At 37.6% G+C, this 22,994-nt stretch carries 21 protein-coding genes and 1 pseudogene; 9 read left to right on the plus strand and 13 right to left on the minus strand.

Translation table 11 applies throughout. The features are described from left to right. Genes KJK34_RS14655 through KJK34_RS14665 form a run of 3 tightly spaced genes read left to right on the plus strand, consistent with a single transcriptional unit; the run spans position 1 to position 2,474 of the window. Positions 1 to 234, plus strand: coding sequence for a FeoA family protein (locus KJK34_RS14655; RefSeq protein WP_223054645.1), 234 nt, complete (start codon positions 1 to 3; stop codon positions 232 to 234). A 6-nt stretch (positions 235 to 240) separates the two neighbouring features. Continuing rightward, entirely contained in the window at positions 241 to 2,340 is a 2,100-nt protein-coding gene (feoB, locus tag KJK34_RS14660; RefSeq protein WP_223054646.1) for a ferrous iron transport protein B, read from the plus strand. Positions 2,341 to 2,348: 8 nt separating this feature from the next. Next, complete coding sequence (locus KJK34_RS14665) at positions 2,349 to 2,474, plus strand: FeoB-associated Cys-rich membrane protein (protein ID WP_223054647.1); 126 nt, start codon at positions 2,349 to 2,351, stop codon at positions 2,472 to 2,474. Between the two features lie 2 nt (positions 2,475 to 2,476). Here the strand turns inward: KJK34_RS14665 and KJK34_RS14670 are convergent, their stop codons facing one another. Then, on the minus strand, positions 2,477 to 3,301 hold the full coding sequence (locus KJK34_RS14670; RefSeq protein WP_223054648.1) for a ZIP family metal transporter: 825 nt from the start codon (positions 3,299 to 3,301) through the stop codon (positions 2,477 to 2,479). 1 nt (position 3,302) lies between these two features. Next, positions 3,303 to 3,937: pseudogene (locus tag KJK34_RS14675) on the minus strand (metal-dependent transcriptional regulator). 109 nt (positions 3,938 to 4,046) lie between these two features. On the opposite strand from KJK34_RS14675, the gene KJK34_RS14680 reads away from it, so the two are divergent. The 4 genes from KJK34_RS14680 to KJK34_RS14695 all read left to right on the plus strand — a co-directional run bounded on the left by KJK34_RS14680 (position 4,047) and on the right by KJK34_RS14695 (position 7,526). Then, positions 4,047 to 5,186, plus strand: a complete 1,140-nt coding sequence (locus KJK34_RS14680) for a lycopene cyclase family protein (protein WP_223054649.1) — start codon at positions 4,047 to 4,049, stop codon at positions 5,184 to 5,186. A gap of 66 nt (positions 5,187 to 5,252) precedes the next feature. Then, positions 5,253 to 5,663, plus strand: coding sequence for a BrxA/BrxB family bacilliredoxin (locus tag KJK34_RS14685; protein WP_223054650.1), 411 nt, complete (start codon positions 5,253 to 5,255; stop codon positions 5,661 to 5,663). Positions 5,664 to 5,790: 127 nt separating this feature from the next. After that, positions 5,791 to 6,528 carry a lysophospholipid acyltransferase family protein gene (locus tag KJK34_RS14690; RefSeq protein WP_223054651.1) on the plus strand — a complete coding sequence of 246 codons (738 nt, stop codon included), beginning with the start codon at positions 5,791 to 5,793 and terminating at the stop codon, positions 6,526 to 6,528. A 2-nt stretch (positions 6,529 to 6,530) separates the two neighbouring features. Further along, positions 6,531 to 7,526 (plus strand): acyl-ACP desaturase, encoded by a 996-nt coding sequence (locus KJK34_RS14695; protein WP_223054652.1) that lies wholly within the window; start codon positions 6,531 to 6,533, stop codon positions 7,524 to 7,526. Between the two features lie 225 nt (positions 7,527 to 7,751). On the opposite strand, the gene KJK34_RS14700 is transcribed toward KJK34_RS14695, so the two are convergent. Then, a complete protein-coding gene (locus KJK34_RS14700) occupies positions 7,752 to 7,967 on the minus strand; it encodes a hypothetical protein (RefSeq protein WP_223054653.1) in 216 nt (71 codons plus the stop codon). 66 nt (positions 7,968 to 8,033) lie between these two features. Between KJK34_RS14700 and KJK34_RS14705 the strand changes: the two genes are divergently transcribed. Together KJK34_RS14705 and KJK34_RS14710 are read left to right on the plus strand one after the other, a co-directional pair. Then, a complete protein-coding gene (locus tag KJK34_RS14705; protein ID WP_223054654.1) occupies positions 8,034 to 9,626 on the plus strand; it encodes a hypothetical protein in 1,593 nt (530 codons plus the stop codon). Positions 9,627 to 9,734: 108 nt separating this feature from the next. Next, entirely contained in the window at positions 9,735 to 10,775 is a 1,041-nt protein-coding gene (locus KJK34_RS14710) for a glycosyltransferase family 9 protein (RefSeq protein WP_236937666.1), read from the plus strand. A gap of 189 nt (positions 10,776 to 10,964) precedes the next feature. On the opposite strand, the gene KJK34_RS14715 is transcribed toward KJK34_RS14710, so the two are convergent. From KJK34_RS14715 to KJK34_RS14760, 10 genes are all read right to left on the minus strand, one after another. Next, positions 10,965 to 11,438 carry a hypothetical protein gene (locus tag KJK34_RS14715; protein WP_223054655.1) on the minus strand — a complete coding sequence of 158 codons (474 nt, stop codon included), beginning with the start codon at positions 11,436 to 11,438 and terminating at the stop codon, positions 10,965 to 10,967. Continuing rightward, entirely contained in the window at positions 11,431 to 12,414 is a 984-nt protein-coding gene (locus KJK34_RS14720) for an acyl-CoA thioester hydrolase/BAAT C-terminal domain-containing protein (RefSeq protein WP_223054656.1), read from the minus strand. Before KJK34_RS14720 ends, KJK34_RS14715 begins: the two co-directional genes overlap by 8 nt. Before the next feature lie 257 nt (positions 12,415 to 12,671). Further along, a complete protein-coding gene (locus tag KJK34_RS14725; RefSeq protein ID WP_223054657.1) occupies positions 12,672 to 14,048 on the minus strand; it encodes a hypothetical protein in 1,377 nt (458 codons plus the stop codon). Between the two features lie 180 nt (positions 14,049 to 14,228). Next, positions 14,229 to 14,561: a hypothetical protein gene (locus tag KJK34_RS14730; protein WP_223054658.1), complete on the minus strand. Its 333-nt coding sequence runs from the start codon at positions 14,559 to 14,561 to the stop codon at positions 14,229 to 14,231. Beyond that, positions 14,561 to 16,174, minus strand: a complete 1,614-nt coding sequence (locus KJK34_RS14735; RefSeq protein ID WP_223054659.1) for a RecQ family ATP-dependent DNA helicase — start codon at positions 16,172 to 16,174, stop codon at positions 14,561 to 14,563. The genes KJK34_RS14730 and KJK34_RS14735 overlap by 1 nt, the downstream gene beginning before the upstream one ends. After that, complete coding sequence (locus tag KJK34_RS14740; RefSeq protein WP_223054660.1) at positions 16,174 to 17,520, minus strand: toll/interleukin-1 receptor domain-containing protein; 1,347 nt, start codon at positions 17,518 to 17,520, stop codon at positions 16,174 to 16,176. The genes KJK34_RS14735 and KJK34_RS14740 overlap by 1 nt, the downstream gene beginning before the upstream one ends. Then, positions 17,513 to 18,973: a class I SAM-dependent DNA methyltransferase gene (locus tag KJK34_RS14745; protein WP_223054661.1), complete on the minus strand. Its 1,461-nt coding sequence runs from the start codon at positions 18,971 to 18,973 to the stop codon at positions 17,513 to 17,515. Before KJK34_RS14745 ends, KJK34_RS14740 begins: the two co-directional genes overlap by 8 nt. Before the next feature lie 4 nt (positions 18,974 to 18,977). After that, positions 18,978 to 19,790: an HNH endonuclease family protein gene (locus KJK34_RS14750; RefSeq protein WP_223054662.1), complete on the minus strand. Its 813-nt coding sequence runs from the start codon at positions 19,788 to 19,790 to the stop codon at positions 18,978 to 18,980. Continuing rightward, positions 19,787 to 21,301 (minus strand): AAA family ATPase, encoded by a 1,515-nt coding sequence (locus KJK34_RS14755; protein ID WP_223054663.1) that lies wholly within the window; start codon positions 21,299 to 21,301, stop codon positions 19,787 to 19,789. The genes KJK34_RS14750 and KJK34_RS14755 overlap by 4 nt, the downstream gene beginning before the upstream one ends. Next, positions 21,288 to 22,991 carry a restriction endonuclease subunit S gene (locus tag KJK34_RS14760; protein ID WP_223054664.1) on the minus strand — a complete coding sequence of 568 codons (1,704 nt, stop codon included), beginning with the start codon at positions 22,989 to 22,991 and terminating at the stop codon, positions 21,288 to 21,290. Before KJK34_RS14760 ends, KJK34_RS14755 begins: the two co-directional genes overlap by 14 nt. Positions 22,992 to 22,994 lie beyond the last annotated feature (3 nt).

Below are 22,994 nucleotides of genomic sequence, written 5' to 3' on the forward strand. Positions count from 1 at the left end.
TTGAAAACCACTCTTGCAGGGCTGAAAAAAGGCCAGAAAGCCATTATCACCGAATTTAATATCGACGCTATCCCGCTCAAGCTGCTTGAAATGGGATGCCTGCCCGGCAATACCGTGGAATTATTGCAAGTTGCGCCCCTGGGCGACCCAATTTACATCAACGTTAACGACAGCCACGTTGCCATACGAATGGAAACTGCCGCCGAAATTGACGTTGAAATCATAAGAGACTGACATTAAATGGCAACCCGCACAATAAAAATTTCCCTTATAGGCAACCCAAATACCGGGAAAACTTCTGTTTTTAACCAGCTAACCGGGCTTAACCAACAGGTAGGCAACTACCCGGGCATTACGGTAGAGCGTAAACAGGGATCGGTGCGGCTGCCCGGAAATACTAAAGGCGTTATTTTAGACCTGCCGGGCACCTACAGCCTTAATGCCAGCTCTATGGATGAGAACGTAGTTATAGAGCTGCTGCTGAACCGGAACGACAAAGATTTTCCTGATGTGGCGGTAGTAGTTACCGATGTAGAAAACCTGAAACGAAACCTGCTGCTTTTTACCCAGATAAAAGACCTTGAAATACCTGCCATACTTGTTATAAACATGGCCGACAGGATGGAGAGGAAAGGCATATCGCTTAATATACCACTGCTTGAAGAGCGGCTGAAAACCAAAATAGCGCTGGTAAGCTCGCGCAAAGGTACAGGTATCACTAAACTGAAAGAGCTTATTACAGAATATGCTTCACTCTCTACAGAGCCTTGCCTTAACGCTTCATCTATAGACCCTGAATATTTCGGCAGGCTTCGAAATGCATTCCCCAACCAGTTGCTATACAAGCTTTGGCTGGTTATTACGCAGGATGTAAACTTCGGGCAGCTTGAGCGTAATGAGATTGAGGACTCGTTTACCAAATCAAAATCAGAACTGAAGCGCCTGCAGCAAAAGGAAACCATCAAACGCTACCAGTTTATAAATGATACACTGAAGCAAGGCATGACGGTTGACACCGCAAAGGCGAAAGACCTCCGCGCAAAACTGGACCGTATTTTAACGCATAAAATTTTTGGTTACCTTATATTCTTTGCCATACTGCTGGTAATATTCCAGTCTATCTTTGCCTGGAGCAGCGTACCAATGGATCTTATAGACGAAGGCTTTACATGGCTTAGTTCTTATACTTCCAATAACCTGCCCCCCGGGAAGCTTACAGAGCTTATAGCCGAAGGTATTATTCCGGGTATTGGCGGCGTGGTAATCTTCATACCCCAGATAGCTTTCCTGTTCTTTTTTATCTCCATACTGGAAGAAAGCGGCTATATGAGCCGTGTGGTTTTCCTTATGGACAGGATCATGAAACGCTTCGGGCTTAGCGGCAAAAGTGTTGTGCCGTTAATATCGGGTACGGCCTGTGCCATACCGGCTATTATGGCAGCGCGTAATATAGAGAACTGGCGCGAGAGGCTTATAACCATACTGGTAACACCCTTTACTACCTGTTCTGCCAGGCTACCTGTTTATGCTATATTAATATCACTAATTATACCGCAGCGCACAGTGTGGGGTATTTTTAACCTGCAGGGGCTTACGCTTATGCTGTTGTACCTGTTAGGGTTTTTAGGGGCAATAGGTGCGGCCATAATCCTGAATAAAATACTTAAAACCAAATTCAAGAGCTTCTTTGTTGCCGAAATGCCTAACTATAAAATGCCGTTAGCTAAAAACGTGGGCATTACCGTAGTAGAAAAAACAAAAGCGTTTGTATATGGTGCTGGTAAAATCATTCTTGCCATATCTATTATCATCTGGTTTTTGGGTTCGCATGGGCCGGGTGATAAAATGGAGCGCGCAGAACAGATTATTACAGAGCAGTACGGAAACAGCCTTGGAGAAGATAAATTGAAAGATGCAATAGCATCCTATAAGCTTGAGAACTCATACATAGGGCATATCGGTAAAAGCATAGAGCCTGCCATACGGCCTTTAGGCTACGACTGGAAGATAGGCATTGCAATTGTTACATCCTTCGCGGCGCGTGAAGTATTTGTGGGTACGCTGGCAACCATATATACCATAGGTAGTGGTGCCGATGACGAAGCAACCATAAAAGAACGCATGAAACAGGAAACAAACCCTGAAACCGGGCAAAAGGTATTCAATTTCGCTACGGGTATATCGCTGCTGCTCTTTTATGCCTTTGCCATGCAGTGCATGAGTACGCTTGCCGTAACCAAAAAAGAAACCAACAGCTGGAAATGGCCTGCCATTCAGCTTTTTAGTATGAGTATTTTTGCGTACCTTGTTTCTTTAATAGCCTACCAACTGCTAAAGTAAACATTACCATGACCCTACAGGAAATTATAACCTATGCGCTGGTGGCTGTTGCAGTAGCTTACCTTATTAAGAAGTATTTCTTTAAAAAGAAAAAAAAAGGCAACTGTGCCGATGACGACTGCGGCTGCCATTAAGTCTATCCCAAAGCCACATCAAGCACCATCATCACAACAAAACCTGCAATAAGGCCAAGCGTGGCAATATCAGTATTTTTATCGCGTTGGGTTTCGGGGATTACCTCTTCTACCACCACAAATATCATGGCACCTGCCGCAAAGGCAAGGGCGTAAGGCAGTATGGGGGTAAAAAAAGTAACGGCAACAGCACCCAAAACCCCGGCAACAGGCTCTACCAGTGCCGATGCCTGCCCGTACATAAAACTACGGGTGCGCGTCATGCCCATTCGTCGTAACGGCATAGATACTGCTATCCCTTCAGGAAAGTTTTGTATGCCAATACCAATGGCAAGCGTTAACGCCCCGGCTATAGAAGCTTCGGGTATGCCTGCGGCCACGCCGCCAAAAAGCACTCCAACGGCAAGCCCCTCGGGTATGTTATGCAGGGTTATGGCAAGCACTAACAATGTGGTGCGCTGCCATGGTGTCTTTATACCTTCTTTTTCGCTTTCCTTAAAATTGATGTGCAGGTGCGGCAGTGCCTTATCTAACCCGAAGAGGAAGATTGCACCCATTATAAAACCCACAGCAGCAGGCATTACTTTGGCAAAGCCTTCGCCGGTGCTCATATCTATTGCGGGCGAGAGCAGGCTCCAGTAGCTTGCCGCTATCATTACGCCACCCGTAAAACCCAGCATACCATCGAGTACTACGCGGTTCATATTCTTGAAGAAGAATACGAAAGACGCACCGAAAGCCGTTAAAAACCACGTGAACAGCGTGGCATAAAGCGCCGCCAGCACGGGCGGTATGCTTTCAAAATAAGCAACTATACTGCTAAACATATTATACGACTTTTACAAAAAGGTTAGATGCTATTTTATTGGATACCAAAAGCTGCCTGTCTTTAACAAGCAGTGTAAGCGACTGGTCGAAATCTTCGCGCGACACCACTTCTATACCTGAACCAAGCGCAATCTGCTGTTTATCGAGGTACTGCAAAAAGGCCGAAGAGCTGTCTTTCACACCAACACATATTACCCGTTTACCGGCAGGCACTTCAGAGAGCAGTTTTTTATCCACTTTTTTAATGTTGCCGTCACGGTCAGGTATCGGGTCGCCATGCGGGTCTTCAGTAGGGAAATCCAGGAACTCTTCCAGTTTGTTGGTTAGCTTTTCCGATTTTATATGCTCAAGCTGCTCCGCCACATCGTGTACCTCATCCCATGAAAAATCAAGTTTTTCCAGCAAAAACACTTCCCACAGGCGGTGTTTGCGCAGCGACCTTCCTTAGTTAAGGAAACGCCTTGGTATTTCTTATATTCCACAAGCCCTTTTTCGGCAAGCTTCTGCACCATATCGGTAACAGATGAGGGTTTACTTTCCATTTCGCTTGCAATGGCATTTGTGGTAACGCCTTTATTGGCGCCGGTAGAAAGATGGTATATAATTTTAAGGTAATTTTCTTCTGAATAAGTCATACAGCACTTAATTATCCTAACAAATATAACTATAATTTGATTTATTTAAAAACATTTTTAGATAAGTCTAAATATTCTGCTTTTATTTTTTTAACTAAATTTGGTGCTTATGACACAACAGCATTTCGATTTTATTTTTGCAGGTGGTGGGCTTGCTACTTTAATGACGTTGCAGCGCATGGTGCAATCGGGCAGCTTTACAGGCAAAAGCATTTTGGTTATAGAGCCTGACAGCAACAAAGGTAACGACCGTACCTGGTGCTTTTGGGAGCCAGGCAGCGGCGAATGGGATGGCTTACTAAGCAAACAATGGGATTATGCGCTGTTTGCCGATGCCGGTTTCAGCAACAGGATGCAGCTTGCACCCTACCGCTATAAAATGCTGCGAAGTGCTGATTTTTACGGTAGTGTTCGTGGCCTAATCAAACAAAATAGTGACGTAACCATTGTAAAAGATAGCGTTACAGCATTTACTGATAATGGCAGTATTGTAACAGTTACAACAGCTTTAAGCACCTACACCTGCAACAAACTCTTCAATAGCATATATAAGCCTGAAATGGTTCAAAAAAGCAAATACCCGCTATTGCAGCAGCACTTTATAGGATGGTTCGTTAAAACGGATAAACCTGTTTTTGACAGCGGCTGCGTTACCTTTATGGATTTTAGCATACCGCAACGCGGCAACACCCGCTTTATGTATGTGCTGCCGCTAAGTGAAACGGAAGCGCTGATAGAATATACGCTATTCTCTAAAGACCTGCTGCCGATAGCAGAATATGAAGATGCGATTAAAGATTATCTTACTAACATGGTTAGCCATTATACTATAACCGAAACCGAGAAAGGCAACATACCCATGACCTGCTACCCATTTTGGGAAGAGAACACAAAAAATATAATAAATATAGGCTCTGCCGGGGGGTGGACAAAGGCAAGCACCGGATATACTTTTAAAAATACCACAAAAAAAAGCAGGGAGCTTATCAGTTTTATGCAAAAGCATAATGATTTCAGGAAGCTGGGAAGCAGAAACCGCTTTTGGTTTTATGACCTGCTCCTGTTGGATATATTGTATAAAACCAACGAAATAGGGAGTACTATTTTTAGTGCCATGTTCCGCAAGGTGCGCCCGCAGCTCATATTTAAATTCCTTGATGAAGAAACAACATTTGCCGAAGAGCTAAAGGTAATATGGGCCTGCCCTAAAATGCCTTTTATAAAAGCGCTTTTGCGCAACCTGTTTTAAATGTAGTATTTTTTAGAACAGTATTTCTTTGTAACTTTACAGCCTAAAACTTTAATTATAAAAGATATGTATCCTGAAGAACTGGTAAAACCAATGCGCGCTGAGCTTTCAGAAGCAGGTTTTGAAGAATTATATACAGCCGACGCGGTAAAAAATGCAATTTCTAAGCAAGGCACTACGCTGGTAGTAGTAAACTCTGTGTGCGGATGTGCGGCGCGTAACGCCCGCCCCGGGGCAAGGATGAGCCTTGACAATGGCAAAACGCCAAGCAGCCTGATAACGGTATTCGCCGGGGTAGATAAAGATGCTGTAGATGCAGCCCGCGAACTGATGTTCCCGTTCCCGCCGTCATCGCCGGCTATGGCGCTGTTTAAGGATGGCGAGCTGGTACACATGCTGGAGCGCCACCATATTGAAGGACGCCCTGCCGAAATGATTGCAGAAAACCTAAAAGACGCTTATAACGAATTCTGCTAATTATCAGCTAATTAATATTACAACCGTGCCAATTGGCGCGGTTGTTGCATTTATATATGCAGGCATACTAAAAGTTTTTAGTATTTTAATAAAAGGTAGTACTTTTACGCGAATTTCTATAAGCTAAATGGAGAAGGTGCTTTCATACCCGCTATCAGCGGTGTTTTATATTGTATTCCTGCTGATATTGGTTATTTTTCATCCTGTACAGTGGTTCTGCTTTAACGTTTTAGGATATGATGCCCATAAGAAAAGCGTTGATATCCTTAACTGGCTCCTTATGCACTGCACTAACATACTGGGGACAACGTATAAATTTCATGGTATAGAGAAAATACCGCAGGGCGTTCCGCTTATTATTGTATCGAACCACCAAAGCATGTATGATATACCACCGATCATTTGGTTCATGAGGAAGTTTCATCCAAAGTTCATCAGTAAAAAAGAACTGGGCAAGGGTATACCAAGCGTATCTTATAACCTCAGGCACGGCGGCTCGGCACTTATAGACAGGAAAGACCCCAAACAGGCACTGCCTGCCATAAAAGAGCTTGCGGAATATATTGAAAAGCACAAACGCTCGGCAGTAATTTTCCCCGAGGGTACCCGCAGCAAAACAGGCGTGCCGAAACGATTTTCTGAAAACGGTCTTAAAATCCTTTGCAAATACGCACCTTCTGCCTACATTGTTCCGGTGAGCATCAACAACTCATGGAAACTGTTTAAATTCGGGCAGTATCCGCTTGGGCTTGGCAGCAGCATTAGTTTTAATGTGCATGAGCCTTTTGCCGTAAAGAGTATTCCTTTTGCTGAGCTGATGGAACGTACTGAGAGAGAAGTAACACAAGGAGTAAAAATTAAATAATTATGTCAATAAAGAATATCCGGATAGAGGTAATGCAGTTTCTGGAAAAGAACATCGACACCTTCGTCGACAATTACCTTGTACCGGTAGAAAAAATATGGCAGCCGAGCGATTTATTGCCCGACAGCCAGAATGAAAACTTTCCTGAAGACCTTAAGGAACTGAGGGAAATTGCTAAAGACCTGCCCTATGATTTCTGGGTGGTGCTGGTGGGTGACACCATTACCGAAGAAGCCCTGCCAACCTATGAGTCGTGGCTAATGGATGTAGAAGGTATTAACCAGGTAGAAAGCGGAGGAAACGGCTGGAGCAAATGGGTGCGCCACTGGACAGGCGAAGAGAACCGCCACGGTGATACACTTAACAAGTACCTTTACCTTAGCGGGCGCGTAAACATGCGTGAAGTTGAAATGACTACCCACCACCTTATAAACGATGGTTTTGATATTGGTACCGACCGCGACCCGTATAAAAACTTTGTTTATACCAGCTTTCAGGAGCTGGCAACTTATGTATCGCACAACCGTGTGTCGCAGATAGCCAAAAAATTCGGCGATAACAAGCTGTCTAAAATGTGCAGGCTTATTGCAGGTGACGAGATGCGCCACCACTTGGCGTACAGTGAATTTGTTGATCGTATTTTTAAAGTTGACCCAAGCGAAATGATGCTGGCCTTTCAACACATGATGAAGCTGAAAATAACCATGCCGGCCCACTTTTTAAGGGAATCAGGGCAAAAGATAAGTGGTGCATTTGAACAGTTCTCTGATTCGGCACAGCGCATAGGCGTTTATACCGCACAGGATTATGTAGATATACTGCGCAAGCTGATAGAAAAATGGCAGATAGACAAAATAACCGGGCTTACTGCCGAAGCTGAAAAAGCAAGGGATTTCCTGATGAAGCTCCCGGACAGGATGGCAAGGATAAGTGAAAGGATAGTAATACCCGAAGAACCACATGTGTTTAAATGGGTACAACCTGCCCTGATAAAATAATACTACAAAAGCCGCAACAAATGCGGCACCCTAAAGTTTAGAGAAATTTATAATCATGTTTGAAAACAATGAGCTCGGTATTTAACCGGGCTCATTTCTTTTAATACTATAATGGTTATAGCAGGTGATATATATCTTTTTATATCCGTTTCCAGTTCGTTATCTTGCCCGCTTTTCATGTGTATGTTAGGCTTTAAAATCACATGACAGTATATTACGCACTATTTATTTTGCAATGTTCACCTTTATAAGACTCATACTTTTTAACTCCAACCCTTTAGCAACAGATTTATTTGTCCTGTTCTTCTCTAAAACCTCCCTGACATAGTTGAGTATAGAACAATAACTGTATTTAGATTTTCTTTCCATAAATGCCCCAAAATAGTGTCTAACTTTTTTGGGCAGTTCATACAGGTGTTTTTTATTTAAGAAAACTTTCATATTTACGGCTTTGCAGGCTAAGGCAAACGCAGTAACTTAAACAGAATTAATATAGTAAGGTTATTTATGCAGGCAAAGCGGAAGCAGTATCGCATTTTCTATAAGCTTGAGCAGCACATGGAGGTTCCTATGTTTATCCTCTCTATGGTTTGGCTGTACCTTTTTGTCGTTGAGCTTATAAGTGGACTTAGCCCTTTTCAGGAAACCCTTATTATAATTATCTGGATCCTGTTTATTGTAGAATTTGCGCTTAAACTTCTCCTCGCACCGCGAAGGCTCAGGTTTATAAAACAGAACTGGATAACCATTATAGCGCTTGTTATCCCTGCCTTCCGGGCGTTGCGCATTTTCAATGCTTTTCGGGTTTTGCGTTCTGTAAGGGTTATTAATTCTACAAAAGTTATTAGGGCATTTACATCCGGCAGCCGCTTTTTAGCCAATTTAAAAGAAGCGCAGGGCCCGCAGCCCGATCTTAAAATGCATGCGTGTATTATTGTAGTGCCTCTACAGGCCGCTGACGGGCAAAAACTTGTAAATCTTGCAAATGATATTACTGCCATTGTAAAGCCAATACTTGAGGATGGAACGGGCATAAGCTGGGACTTTGATGTTTCAGCTGCTGCAGCAACGGGAAGTGATACAGCGCGAATGCCTTCGGAATTCTTAGATACCGCAAGCTTTAAAATGGCTGAAGGCCCTTATGATATGGTAACGGTACTGACAGACACTCCGTTGATATCCCGAAAAAACAAGGCAGAACCTGGGCTTGCTTCGCCTGTGGCACGTATTACGGTCATGTCGGTCAGGAGCCTCTATACAACTTCGCGCAAACAAGCGGCTATGTCGGATAAAAGCTATACAATTACCAGCAATGCAGCATTGCTTTACCTGCACCTTGCGGGGCATTTGCTCGGGCTTAAAGACACTACTACTGCACAAAGTAAAATCATGGGTGCTTCATTTACAGGTTTTACCGGGTACATTGATAAAGTACCTTCTTTCAGTACAAAAGAGAAAGCTTTTCTACAGAAAAATGCCCAAAGAATACCCGACAGGGAGTTGCACGGCGGCAATGCATTTGAATGGCTCATTTTTCATATACTGATGACTTTTCGCCACTTGAGGACGTTCTTTAGTCCGCTGCTAAGCAATAAGGCATTGCTGTTGCCGCTTTCGCTTCCGGGGCTTGCCACTGCTGCCATAGCGCCTGCACTACTGTTGGTATTTACTGCGGAAATTTGGGATGTAGGGCTCGGAATGACAAACGGTACTGCCGCTTTTTTTGCGGCAGTAAGTATTATGTTTGCCAGTTTTTATTTGGTAAGAGTACAGTCGCTTTTCCTTCCAAGAAGAGAGAAAAGCACCATAACAGAGCACCTGGCGGTTGCAAACAGTACTATATACTTTAGTATATTTTTGGCCTGTATAGGTTTGTTCCTGCTGCTTGGCGGACTTATGATGGTTATAGAGTTGTATATTTTTCCGCCGGGGCTTATGCAAACATGGCCAACACTGGACAGGCCGGATATAACCCTTGCCGACAAGATAAGGCTTGCTACCTTTATAAGTACTGTTGGTGTTACAACAGGGGCGCTTGCAGGCGGACTGGAAAGCCGTACCATAATACAACATCTTGCGCTTTTTAAAAGCAGGGTATAGTAATTACGCCCTACCTTAAGCAAATCTTAAGTTTATTTAGCCTGATTGTTAAAATGCTTTCAATATATTGCCATGTTATAGTTGAAGGGAAACAGGAAATTAAGGAAAATGCTAAAAAAAATTAATAAGTTTCGCAAGAGCCTCATGCAGGGGCTCACTAAAAATGTTGGCAGCAACACAGGCAATAAGGTCGATTTTAAACAGGAAGAAATTAAGCGGATTTTGATATGCAGGCCCAACCACCGTTTGGGTAATATGCTGCTTATTACCCCTTTGGTGCAGGAAGCGGAGAAAACCTTCCCGGATGCAACTATAGATTTGTTTGTTAAAGGTGGCGCTGCTTCTGTTATTTTTCAGAATTATGCCTCTGTACGCAATATCATACAACTGCCTAAAAAACACTTCAAGCAATTAGGGCAGTATATTGGGGGCTGGTTTAAACTTAAAACCAATAAGTATGACTTGGTAATCAATATAAGCCCTAAGTCGTCTTCAGGCAGGCTTTCTACAAAGTCGGCACGCGGCAGGTTCAAAATATTTGGAGATATTGCTCCTGTTGATGCTTCCAATACCGAGATGCGTCATATTGCTAAATACCCCGTTTACAATTTGCGTAATTATATAAGCATGATGGGCGGTGAGCCACAAGAGGGCGCCGTGCCGGGGCTTGACCTTAGGCTGTCTGAAGCCGAGCTGCGCGCAGGTAAGGAAAAGTTGCATAACCTTGCGCCCGAAGGAAAGCCTGTAATATGTATATTTACTTATGCCACGGGTACTAAGTGTTATGCGCAGGACTGGTGGGGCATTATTTATGACAAGCTGCTACAAAAATATCCTGAATATGATATAATAGAAATACTGCCTGTAGAAAATGTATCGCAGATAAACTTCAGGGCGCCCTCTTTTTACAGTAAAGATATACGAGAAATAGCAGCGGTTATTGCCAACGCTAAAGTATTTATTGGTGCCGATAGCGGTATGATGCATTTGGCGAGCGCCTCAAAAGCGCCGGTTATAGGGCTTTTTGCAGTTACTAACAGTGCCATTTATACACCTTACAGTAATGGCAGCGTTGCTATTGATACCTCAAAATGCGGTGAAAATGACCTATTTGATGCTTTAGATAAGATAGTAGGTAGAGCCGGTTAAAAAGAGATGCAGAGAAATAAAAAATGCTACACATTTGTGTAGCATTTTTTGTAGCCCATCTGAATTTAAATCCAACTTTTTTATAGACGATTTAGAGCGATTACTTAGTATCTAATTAGAAATTATTTAAACTAAATGTATTGTGTATTTTGAAATGATGTATACGATTTCAAATACCGACAGATGAATTTAAAATATTAAAAATATTAAATCAGCTATTAGTGCGGCTTTAATTACAAATGCTAAAACAACTGTCTTCTTTTCATATCTAGATGTAATTCCCATCATAAGAATTACTATTAAAGGTATTATAAGTCCCGAAACAATTCTCAAAGAGTATATGCCTTTATGCTCAGGGTTAAAAGATGCATAGCTGTTAACTTCGTTAAATATTCTTGAAACAGAATATTTTATTTTTTGATTCTCCTTAATTGTTTCAGCAAAATCTTCAGAGATAAAAAAGTTGTGCTTACGAGTAAATACTTTATAGGAGTAGTGATAGTTTCCTGCCGCATTATTATATTTCTGAGTCTGTTTTTTAACATTAACAATTTCTTCCAAAAATACAGTTCCGGGTATTATAAAATCAGCTACAATAATAAGTGCTACAATAGTAAATATACTATAAATCCATCTGCGTATTTTCAGTTCAGATTTAATCATTTTTCAGTTTGGATAAATACCTAAAAACACGTGTAGAAGCATCTTTTTGTGCTGCAATATCGCCCTCTTCAGTACCTCCGTAATTAAAATTATAACTTTTCCCGTCAACTTCCATTTTCCCTTGCCTCATAGTTGCAGTATGGTTGGGATTACCGGATATTAAATGGCCTGCATTTTCATATTGAACATTTTCAAAATCAAAATTAAAATGGCTATTTTCAATTCTACGCGCTATCATGTCACTCATCATCGCTGAAGGCCATACCTCATCATCTACTCCAGATAAAAGTAATATTGAACTATTAATTCTTTCCACTGGAATAATTGCCTTATTTACTTCACTACTATCTGACAGCCCTTTCTTCCAGTAGGTGAGCGTTTCTATAGTGTCGGAATCAGGTGCTTTTATCTTCTCCATGGCAATAAAAGGGACAGGCTGATTCTTAAATGTCCAGCTTGGTTTTAATGAATCAGAATTAAATGGAAGCACAGTATTTGACCAACTGACAGAAGTAGGATTGTACGCAATAACTCCATTAATACTTTCTGGAAAATATGAACCTACAAGCAATGCGAGTTCAGCATTTCTGGAAGCGCCCATAATTACAATTTTTTCAGGGTTAACCTGAGGTTGCCTCTTTAGCCAGTGTATTGCTTTTTCAAAATACTCTAAAGGAATTTCTTCCATGAGGTCAGGGAGGCTTTCTAATCTATAATAAGGTAATGATAAATCAACATAGCCCGCTTTTGCAAATTCCTGCCCCCAATAATCGCCCCATTCTCCGCCGCCAACTAAAATAATTGCGGGTTGGTTTGTAATGTCTTTTTTTGCAAATAAAGTAGCCTTAATTTCACTTTCATTAACTGGTTTAGGCCGTACTCCATCAAATAAAATACTGTCGAGTATTAAATAACCTGCTATCAATACAACTACAATTGCAATACTTCCTATTATTATTTTTAAACTCTTATTCATTTAATATTTTTGTAAATCATAAACAGATAATACTAAAGATTCTGCAATGTAATTATTTTTAACATTTATTAAGTCTATTAAATAGAAAAACCCGCTTTACAATTGTAAAGCGGGTTTGTAGCCCCCTTTGAACTAAATTCAAACTTTTTGGTGGAAGATTTGGAGACAATATCTAATCTATTCGACAATTGCAATTCATATAATTCTAATTATACCAACTAGTTTATTGTTTTTAAGATGTTCACTTAACTGTTCAATTATTTCTTTCGCATTTTTAAATCCCTATTATCAATGGCTTTCTCCAAAGATTTCGAAAGCTCTGCCTGCTGTTTTTGTTCTTTAGATAATACCTCCAATAATTTTTCTTCATCAGTTAGATAATTCTGAATATCTAGATTGATAATGTGACCATTATAACCTATAGATTTCATTAATAATGCTACAAGTAAGGTATGAAGTCTTAAAGATATTTGAGTTAATTCAAAAGTCTGCTTAAAGGTTAGAGGATTGCGTCCGTGCAGATAATCATTTCTTTTATCTATTGTGCTTTTATCCTCTTCTGATAATATTACTCCATATAGCTCAAAAGTTTTGGCAAGCTTATCTCTATTAGTTGGAGTATTTATTGCATCGATCTTTTTTCTTATAATAGTTGCTCCTCCTTCTGAAATGCTATCTTGGTATTTTGAAAGCACATCTTTTAAGTCCGCTATAAATTGCTTTGAAATAGCTTTTTCTTGGATTGGTTTTAACTCGTCCGATTTAGCATCTCCTAATGTCGATGTTAACGTTTCAAGCGCAACAGAATATAAAGCGCCTTGTTGTAAAGGGTCTGTATTCCCCATGCCGCTTACTATAAGATTAGCCGCATGCAGTAAGTTTTCGTTTTCCCATAAGGCATTACATAAAGCCGAAAATATTTCAGGAGAAATCCCTTTATCAATACTCTTAATCTCTTTTTCATAATCTTCATTTTCTGTATTAAAAGTAGATCTAAAGGTTATTAGATCAATTGTTCTTCTATTTGAAACTATAGACCCTCTTTCTAATTCATAATAAATACCGTTTATTTGCTTAAAATTTTCATCTACAGAGGTAACGTAATTACAAGAACCTCCGTAGAACTTCCCACTCATAATTGCGAGAGCTATCCTAATGATTTCAGCTTTCAGTTTAAAAATATCCAGATTCTCTTTATTCAAGCCATCTATAACAATAAGATCTCCTTCTACGCTATAAAAATTATATTTTGCATCACCAATTTTTACTTCCACATAACTCCCACCTGTTTTAAATGACACCCCCATAAGTGACGAATGAACATTAAACTTGTCATGATCATAAAGATGTGTTCCGGTGGAAGAAATAATATACTGGGGACTAATAAATTTATCATCTTCAACCTTTATTATCAGTTTATTATACTCATTTTTATAATTACTATCTGTAATAAGGTTTGCCTGCTTAAATCGTCCTTTTAATAGTTGCGGGCGATAAGGAAACTTTGTTGTGAAATCAAATGCACTGTTTCTACCAATTGCTATGTTTTCATTTTCTCCTACTAACACTAAAGATCTATGTAAACCATAAGATTCTTTATGCTCAACACCTCCAACAGATGGAGGTTGAGCCATTGTTATTTCAAATTTAATTCCCGGATTATGATCAGACGTTAGCTTGATAGGATATTCGGTCGTTTTTACTGTCTTTTCAGCATCTCTATCAATATAAATTAATTTAACTTTAAAATCTCCTGGGACAATAAAATCATGTATTGCTGTAATAGAAGGTATTAAATAAACTTTTGTTGCGTCCTAAAGTACTTTAGGAGTTTCTATTGGTGTTGAAACAATCTTTTCCCAATCACTTTTTTTATGAAATATTTTTCTGCCTTTATTTATAGTATTTAATGCGATAATTTTAAGATTATGACTAAATATCCATGCTGGTAATGAACGGAATTCATATGCTTTTTTACGGGCATATATTGATAGTGAAGGGTGTGTGCCTATGTCTGTTGCAAGTTTATTATGCCACAGAAGAGTTGTAGGTTTTATATCTCCCTTTAGACAGAAAAATAAAATTTGGGCGTATAAATATGGCCCTTGCCATTTTTTGTATTTATCTAGGAAATAGTATTTCTTCATTACGATAATAATTCAGTAATACGTTGAGTAGGGTTATCACAAATAAAAAGTTCTTTGAGCTCGTTCAGTCTTTCTATTTTAAAATCAATTTCAACATTAATTTCTGCTACAATTTTTTCTGCTAAACTTTGCTCTAATTGTAAAACCAATATCTCAAAATAAATATCTTTTTTCATGGCAGGAAGTTTCTTAATGTTCGCTGCTAAATCCTGTTCATAAAGATGCTCAATAATAGTCGTTATAGATACTCCTAAATCCTTACTCACATAGTTAAAACTGTCCATATCATCAGCTGATTTCACAATCTCATTCCATAAAGGGGTATTGTTATAAAATTCAATTGTTAACGGTGTACCATTAGTTTCACCTATTGTTCTAATGATACCATATCTCTCAAGTTTGTACCTTATGAGTTGCAAATTGTAGTCTGAATTGGCTAATGCATCTTTATCTTTATTTACAATTTGTCCAATACGTTTGATTTTGGCACTACCAATTAGCAAATTAAATGCTTCTTTCAGGTGTTCTACTGTATATTTTTCGTTTTCTATTTCTTTTAACCTTCTGTCAAAGTTAACCTCACTCCATAACGCCAAACATTGACATTCTTTTTCCACATCTTTTCTACGCCATCCCCTTCCGACCTGTTGATAGTATTCTTCAACAGAATTCGGAATCTGCAAGTGGATTACACAATCTATATCTGGTATATTAATACCCATACCAAAAGCTGTTGTTGCGAACAAGAGATCTAGCTCACCATTTACAAATTGAGAATAAGTTTGTTGTTTATCTTCCGCATCTATACTCGAATGATAATAACCGACCTTATAATTATCAGAAAAATCAGAAGCATATTGTTCACACTTTTTTTTACTATACAAGTAGGCAATCGATTTTTGAGGTTGATGCTTGGCTAAAAACTCTTTTAAATACTCTGCTTTTTCATCTTCGTGATTTACTTCCTGAAAATATAAACTCAGATTTGTTCGAATAATATCTTTGATCACAATATTTTCCTTCTCAATATAGAACTCTGTTACTATATCTTTTCTTGCGACTTCTGATAAAGTTGCTGTAAGACATAATAAAAAAGGACTTTGATTTTTACTTTTTAAAAATTCTACAAAGCCCTTAATTTGTCCGTAATCTGGTCTAAAACTGCTCCCCCACTGACTAATACAATGAGCTTCATCAACCACGATCATTGAAACTTCTATACCAGAGGCAATCAAAGACGCTCTAAAGAAAGGGTTTTGTAATCGTTCTGGCGATAGATATAATAATTTATAACTATCGCCAAGAGTTCTTAAAATCTCTCTTTGATCTAAGAAAGATATGTTGGAATTTAACGCTAATGACGGAATTTTTCTTTTCTCATTCAATTCATTAACCTGTTCTTCCATCAACGCTAATAAAGGAGATATTACTAAGGTTATTCCCTCTAATTCCATCGCCATCAATTGATAAATTAACGATTTACCACCGCCAGTAGGAATAATTGCAAGAGTATTATTTCGTTGATATAGTTTTTGTATAACTTGCTTTTGATATTCATAAAGAGATGGAATATCATTAAAATTCTCACGATATTTTTGTAATAGCTCCTCCATTATCTAGCATCTACCCATTCATGAAGCAGTCTTGTATCTTGTTTATGAAAATCGCTTATTGAAGAAAGTAACATATTCACATAGCCAAATCTTAAACTAGGATTCAATTTTATATCATAGTTTGCAAACCAATTGAAGAGTTCGTTTGCGATAACATTCATTATAAAAGAGAAGCGATCATAAGGATATTGCCAATTATGTGATACCCTCATTATTGATTCTCTCATTCTTTTTTCAATTGTTATGAACTCATAATTATTTTCACAAATGAAATACATTGCCCACAAACTGGGTTGTGTCATTATAGGAAACAAAGCCGGAAAATAACGATGAAGTATTTCAGATCTAATACCGAATCCAATTACCTTATTCATAAACATATCTTCCTCATTGAGAAATTCCATCTTTAGTTCACTGACTTCAGATAGGTTTGTGTAATCAATATTTGTGATTATACTTTCATTATAAGAATGAGCGGCATTTAGAATGCCATTTACTGTATCAAAAACTTCAACAGGATCAGCATTTCTAAAATCTTTCTTATATCTTGCTAAATCAGGGTCTGGAGTCTTTAATGCTGCCTTTACCGTCCATAGTTGTTTACCAAAGACATTATTTTTGAAATCCTCTAATTGTTCTTCATATATCTCCATTTTATTTGGACTAAATTTCTTCACAAATGAACTGTGGTATTCTTCAATTTGATCTGCCCACTCTTTAGCTATTGCAGTCAAGTTCTTTTTAGTAGCAAGTTTGTCCTCTGTTACAAAAAGATTTTGAAAGTACCTAAAAGTTCTTTCTTTGACTTCCTTAATAATTGAAGGAATATCTTTATACTCTTCTTCCATAGTTGAAATTTTAATATCTTTACTGATGGTTTGATTAGCATTGGTATTAAAGATTTGATCAAGCAATTCTTTCAAATATTGGTCGTAGCTATCGCCATCTCTCAAATCAACACAATTAAATCCTTGTAGAAAATGCGTCGTACTTGTTTGAAAAGTTCCAGCTCTTATAATTGGGATAAACTTCTCATTTGAATTCATAATTTTAAATAGCTCATCATTTATAATATTGTACTCATAACCGGCTCCTCCTTCTAAGCTATCAGCTTTTTGCTTATAGTTTGGAGTAAGAATGATTAATACTATATCAGCTTCTAATATGCTCTTTAGCATAAAGGTTTTAATATGTCCACCGTATTTGAGATGTTTTCTATCAACAATGGCATTACCTCCATGAATATTAATCACATCTGCCAATGAAATGACCCATTGTTGATGCTCTTTACTATCCCAAGAGTATGAAATAAATACGTTTAGTTTTGATGACACAATTTTATCCATTTAGCGATTCCTTTATCGTTCTAAAATTGGCTAAAGCACTTTCTATGTTCTCGATAATATCATCAATCAGCACTTCAGGATCAGGAAGGTTATCCAGATCAATTAAGTTGTCATCTTTAAGCCAGAAGATATCCAAGTTCGTTTTATCCCTTTCGATAATCTCTTCATAGGAATATTTACGCCAGCGACCTATTTCATCATCTTGATTCCATGTTGCTGTTCTCTGTGAAATGTTAAAAGCATTGTAACACTCTATAAAATCCTTTAAATGCTCAAACTTTAATGGATTTTTTTTAGGAGTATGCCTAATGTTTGTTCGATAATCATAAAACCAAACTTCTTTCGTTGCTGGAGTATTTGATTCTGATTCTTTTTGGAAAAATAACACATTTGATTTTACACCTTGAGCATAGAAAATACCTGTAGGTAGTCTAAGTATTGTATGTAAATTTGTGTTTTCAAGAAGTTTTTTCCGGATGGTTTCACCAGCCCCTCCTTCAAATAACACGTTGTCAGGTAAAACTACTGCCGCCCGACCACGCTCTTTCAACATTGTAACTATGTGTTGTAAGAAAGAAAGCTGCTTATTGCTTGTGGTTACCCAGAAGTCCTTTCTTAAGAAGTAGCCATCCTTTTCTGCCTGTTTTTTATCTGTAGTTGGTATATCGCTACTACTTATTCCAAAAGGAGGATTAGCAAGTACTATATCTACTTTTTCTGAATCTGAAACCGCTCCATCAGCTCTTTTCAAACTATCTGTAACTTCTATTTCAGGAGTTTCTTTTAAATCACCTACTCCATGTAGAAAAAGATTCATTAAACACAGTCGTGCAGTAGCTTTTTCAATTTCCCAACCTTTAAATGTATGGAACTTTAAAAACTCCTGTTGCGATTTTGTCAGTTCAGTTTTTGCTAAATGATTAAGTACACCCAAGAAAAAACCACCTGTCCCACATGAAGGATCGGCAACTGTCTCTTTAGGTTTAGGCTGTATACATTCCACCATTGCATTAATCACGGGTCTAGGTGTAAAGTATTGTCCAGCTCCACTATTTTCGGCATTTTTTTGTAATAAAGATTCATATATTTCCCCTTTAACGTCTATTTCCTGGGAAGTCCAATCTTCTTCATCAATTAAATTTATCAATCGCTTAAGCTTAACTGAATCGTGGATCTTATTTAATGCCCCGGCAAATATTTTACTAAGCATTCCACCTGAATTCGAAAGCTTTTTCAATATTAATTCATATGTTTCTATTAGCTGACTTGAAGCTTTCAATTCTTGCCAGTCACATCCAGCAGGAATTTGATATTGATTTTTGTTTTCATCGGCCATTTTAAGAAACAGTAAGTATGTAAGCTGTTCCAGATAATCCCCATAACCTAATCCATCATCACGAAGAGTATCACAGAATGACCAGATTTTTGCTACTAATATGTTTGTTGATGCCATGTTTTTATTCTTCAAGTAATTTGTAAGCCCAATCTTCTCCTGATGCTCTTATACAAGATCGAACTGTCGAGGTTAATTCTTTTTCAGGTGAAAGCATAACTCTCAGTTTATTTTTTTCTAATTCTCTGTTATTTTTATTTTGGTTAGTTGGCTCAGTATTGTATATCGAATTTAACCTATTTATTTCCTTTATAATAAGTGTAGTTTCTTGCCATTTCAACCTTCGTGCTTCTTGTAAATCAAGATAATTTAAATCTAAATATTCAATAGTATATTTTGCCCTGTCATGATCCCATTTTTCGAGTTCTTCAGGTGCTGAAGGCTTAACGGTTCCATTATTGTCAAAATTTAAAAGCTTGACATCTTCTTTATTTACTGGATCTAAAAAGTAATATACTTCATCAGAAATAGGTCCCGGCTGAAGAACTCTATTATATTTCACTGCAAAATGGTCACCTTTCTTTACGTTCCCCACACTGCCGCATAATCTATAATTTGTAATATCAAAAGTTAACCACCAGTATCCGTCCTTAATGGGATTAAGTTTGTCAAAGATGTCTTCTGTCCTTTTTTTAGGTCTGAAGTGGTCAATATGTAAGTGGGAATACGGATTTTTTGTTTCCGAATACCAGCATTTTCCATGTGACAGTTCTTTTAAACGATCTTTCAAAAGCTTCCATATACGATGATTTTGATCAATGATTCTATGCCTATCTTCATTGTTTTTGGCTTCTCCAAGCCTTTGTAATAATATGGCAGATTTGTCTAACCATTTCTGATTAGGTTTTTCCAGCTTAGTAGTATCAATGTGGATCATAATTTTTTCGCATTTTGATTATCCATTTTTTTTGCAATAAATTCAGAGAAATCAGGATCTTTAAAGGTGTAATTAAACCCTTCCTTACTCAAAATTTCAAAAAGATCTTTAAGTCTTTCTTTATCTTTATCAGTTAGATTACCTTTACTTTCTTTGTATAGCAATAGATTCCTTTCATCTAATAATTCATTTGTTGGTTTATCAAGAGTTGTTGGCATTCCAAATAATGGACTTGTTAAAATGCCGGCAACCCCTAAGCCTCTAGGGCTTATATCTGGCTCTACCACAGTGGTTTCAAAATTCCCATCTTTTTGAAAAACGCGTATTTGCTCTTTTTCTAGCCCCCCGATTACTAAAGGATCATGCGTACAAAAAACAATTTGAGTCTTAGCAGATTTGCTCACGACATTTTCTAAAAATTCAAGGTATTTCCATTTCCATAAAGGATTTAAATGTGTATCGGGTTCATCAAGTAAAATAAGTGCTTCATCATCTTTTGTAAATTTAAGTAAACCAAGAACAGTAATCAACTGCTTTTCGCCTTCACTAAGTTCACCCATAGCCAATTCACCTTCTACATGTCCTTTTATAACTTTAATCCGTACATCTTGATCTTCTACTAATTCAGAATAATGAAGGCTGCATAAAGCATTAAATAACGTAATTTTGTTTTCATATTTCATTTCGACAAAAGCTCTGATGGCTTCTTTGTCTTTGAGGAAAAGAAAGAGTCTGCTTAACGTTTCTCTTTTGTTTAGTGCCCCTCTTACAGTTTCTTTGTAGAACATCGGCACAATAGAAAAATTCCATAAATCTTCAATGAACCTGCGCACCAATCCGGCTGTATTCCAAAAGTGATCCGGGTCTTTACGAGATTTGGACCAATTAGGTTGCTTTAGCATAAAAAGGGTTGAGCCAAAATCTACTATATTGAGTTCTTTTTTTAAAAAGTCTATAGTTTCTTTTTCTCTGTCATCAAATAAATAGAAAGCAATTAAAGCAAAACTGGCATGGATTGGCTCTACTAAGAAAACACGAGGCATTTCTTTAAAATCCTCATATTTGGACGTTGGATCCATCATTTTTTTAAATTGCTGAAGCTTATGATCTGCGTACAAAGACCTTAAGCGTTCGCTTAACCCTGAGTAGTAAACAAAAACATGGCTAGGCAGATACTCATTTTTATTTTTGAAAAACTGAGCTTTTGATTTCAACTTTTCGCCATCAATAGAAAAAGCATATCCTTTTTTTACAGAATAATCAACCTCTATTATTTTATCCCGACAAGTATAATTAATAGTATATTCGAAAGGTTGACTTTGCTTGTGCAATATTGGAGCTCTTTCTAAGTCTAAGTCCCTAAAGATTATAACTAACGCTTCCATAAAGTTAGATTTACCCGTAGCATTCAGTCCAATCAATACTGTCTCCATAGAGTTTTCGCCGAAATCGAAATGAAAATCCTCCAGATTCTTGAATCTGCCTTTTATGTGTACATTATTTATTTTCATCTTTTAAAGTTAAAAGTGATTCTGTCTTTGATTTTACTTCATCAATTTGATGGTAGATTTCTTTTATTTCACTGTAGAAACGTTCTATATCTCCTTCACTCGTAGATTTTTCCCAAAGCTCTTGGGCAGATATCGGAGAATCCGATTTCTTTAAAATATCAAGAATAGATTTTTTTTCTTCCATTTTTTTCTTTTGTTTTGATTTACTACGGTTCATTTCTTTTTGATTTTCGAGATATAATCTTTTTTCTTCTTGTATGTCATTCAACAAGTTTTCTACAGATTCATTTGAAGTATAGCTGACCAGCCTACCCTCAAATGCCTTTTTTAAGATTGAATGTTTTAGAGCAATTATTTCATTTAAAACATTATCAATTGTTTTTTCTAAATTATCAACTAAAGTGAATCTCGACTCTAATATTTCGACAATCTTATCTTGTTCCAATATTGGAGGAACCTTTAACTTGAATTTTTTTATATCTTTTTGAAATAGATGTGGAATTGCACTTCCAGATATTTTTTCATTCACCAAACGTTGCATATCAGGACCTAAAAAAAAGTAATACAAAAAGTCCGGATTAAAAACCTCTCGTGCATCTATTACCAGTAATGAAGAATTTACTGTAGCTATATCAGGTAGTTTTTTGATAATCCCAACTTTTCCAATCCCAGCCCCGTCTTTGCATAATAAAATATCATTTTCCTTCAATTGTATTTCCGGACTCTCTTCATAGCGTTGAATTGATATGAAATTAGCATCCTTAAAAACAACATTCTTCCCATAATTTAAAGAGTGGACAGAGAGAAAAAGTGCTCCTTCACTCGTATATTCTTTCTTAGTCAATCCTCGCCAGCCAATTCGTGCATTTATATCAATTAAATTATCTAAATTCGATACCGCCCAGCTAGAAATTCTGTTATCTCTTTCATAAGAAAATTCAAAATCAATTTTGATCTTTTTCCTTTTTTTATTGTTTACTTCTGTATCATACTTGTATTTTCTTTTCCTCTTAATATCTGTCAGTTCTTGATAGGCATCAATACGTAAGTCTTTTCGCCAATTGCTAGTTAATTGACCTTCGAAAGCATTTTTCAATAATGCCTGTCGATAGATTTTTAAACTGCTATTTGCTGTTCTTAATCCTTTTTTGGCTTCATCAAGTTTACTAAATAGTAAGTCAATTTGAGAAACAATTAGTCTTTGTTCATCTAAAGAGCATAGAGGGAATGGTAATTTTGAAAAGCTTTTTGCCGACAATTCTAAAAACGTTGTGCCGCTTGCTACTTGTTCTGCTTGAGATTTTAATGTTAAAAAATAGTAATAGATATATTCACTGTCAACTTGATTCATCGGAATCAAGTTTTTAAATCCCTGACTTGTAGTTAGAGTATTTTGGGCTAGCACAACATATCCTATAGGGGCCCGTGAAGAAAATAAAACAGAGCCTTTAGGTAGCAATTTGGCAGAAGAGTAATCCAAGCCGATTTGTGTTATATTTCGACTTCCTTTAAGGATATATTTTTCACTATAACCCGAAAGGTCAGCAGGCGTAATCCAAGCGATATCGCCTCCCCAAAATTCCTTATTTTTAGTAGATGGTGTACCTCCACTAACTACAATACCAACTTCATCAATAGTAGTCCAAATCCAACCTTCAGGTAAATTATATTTTTCTTGTTGTTCTTTCATTTT

Source organism: Flavobacterium coralii, assembly GCF_019891545.1.
GTDB classification, from domain to species: domain Bacteria; phylum Bacteroidota; class Bacteroidia; order Flavobacteriales; family Flavobacteriaceae; genus Flavobacterium; species Flavobacterium coralii.

Bases quoted from the DNA above. Each gene is read 5' to 3' on its own strand.
- feoB (WP_223054646.1), top strand. From the start codon at position 241: ATGGCAACCCGCACAATAAAAATTTCCCTTATAGGCAACCCAAATACC.
- KJK34_RS14665 (WP_223054647.1), top strand. From the start codon at position 2,349: ATGACCCTACAGGAAATTATAACCTATGCGCTGGTGGCTGTTGCAGTA.
- KJK34_RS14670 (WP_223054648.1), bottom strand. From the start codon at position 3,301: ATGTTTAGCAGTATAGTTGCTTATTTTGAAAGCATACCGCCCGTGCTG.
- KJK34_RS14680 (WP_223054649.1), top strand. From the start codon at position 4,047: ATGACACAACAGCATTTCGATTTTATTTTTGCAGGTGGTGGGCTTGCT.
- KJK34_RS14685 (WP_223054650.1), top strand. From the start codon at position 5,253: ATGTATCCTGAAGAACTGGTAAAACCAATGCGCGCTGAGCTTTCAGAA.
- KJK34_RS14690 (WP_223054651.1), top strand. From the start codon at position 5,791: ATGGAGAAGGTGCTTTCATACCCGCTATCAGCGGTGTTTTATATTGTA.
- KJK34_RS14695 (WP_223054652.1), top strand. From the start codon at position 6,531: ATGTCAATAAAGAATATCCGGATAGAGGTAATGCAGTTTCTGGAAAAG.
- KJK34_RS14700 (WP_223054653.1), bottom strand. From the start codon at position 7,967: ATGAAAGTTTTCTTAAATAAAAAACACCTGTATGAACTGCCCAAAAAA.
- KJK34_RS14705 (WP_223054654.1), top strand. From the start codon at position 8,034: ATGCAGGCAAAGCGGAAGCAGTATCGCATTTTCTATAAGCTTGAGCAG.
- KJK34_RS14710 (WP_236937666.1), top strand. From the start codon at position 9,735: ATGCTAAAAAAAATTAATAAGTTTCGCAAGAGCCTCATGCAGGGGCTC.
- KJK34_RS14715 (WP_223054655.1), bottom strand. From the start codon at position 11,438: ATGATTAAATCTGAACTGAAAATACGCAGATGGATTTATAGTATATTT.
- KJK34_RS14720 (WP_223054656.1), bottom strand. From the start codon at position 12,414: ATGAATAAGAGTTTAAAAATAATAATAGGAAGTATTGCAATTGTAGTT.
- KJK34_RS14725 (WP_223054657.1), bottom strand. From the start codon at position 14,048: ATGGCTCAACCTCCATCTGTTGGAGGTGTTGAGCATAAAGAATCTTAT.
- KJK34_RS14730 (WP_223054658.1), bottom strand. From the start codon at position 14,561: ATGAAGAAATACTATTTCCTAGATAAATACAAAAAATGGCAAGGGCCA.
- KJK34_RS14735 (WP_223054659.1), bottom strand. From the start codon at position 16,174: ATGGAGGAGCTATTACAAAAATATCGTGAGAATTTTAATGATATTCCA.
- KJK34_RS14740 (WP_223054660.1), bottom strand. From the start codon at position 17,520: ATGGATAAAATTGTGTCATCAAAACTAAACGTATTTATTTCATACTCT.
- KJK34_RS14745 (WP_223054661.1), bottom strand. From the start codon at position 18,973: ATGGCATCAACAAACATATTAGTAGCAAAAATCTGGTCATTCTGTGAT.
- KJK34_RS14750 (WP_223054662.1), bottom strand. From the start codon at position 19,790: ATGATCCACATTGATACTACTAAGCTGGAAAAACCTAATCAGAAATGG.
- KJK34_RS14755 (WP_223054663.1), bottom strand. From the start codon at position 21,301: ATGAAAATAAATAATGTACACATAAAAGGCAGATTCAAGAATCTGGAG.
- KJK34_RS14760 (WP_223054664.1), bottom strand. From the start codon at position 22,991: ATGAAAGAACAACAAGAAAAATATAATTTACCTGAAGGTTGGATTTGG.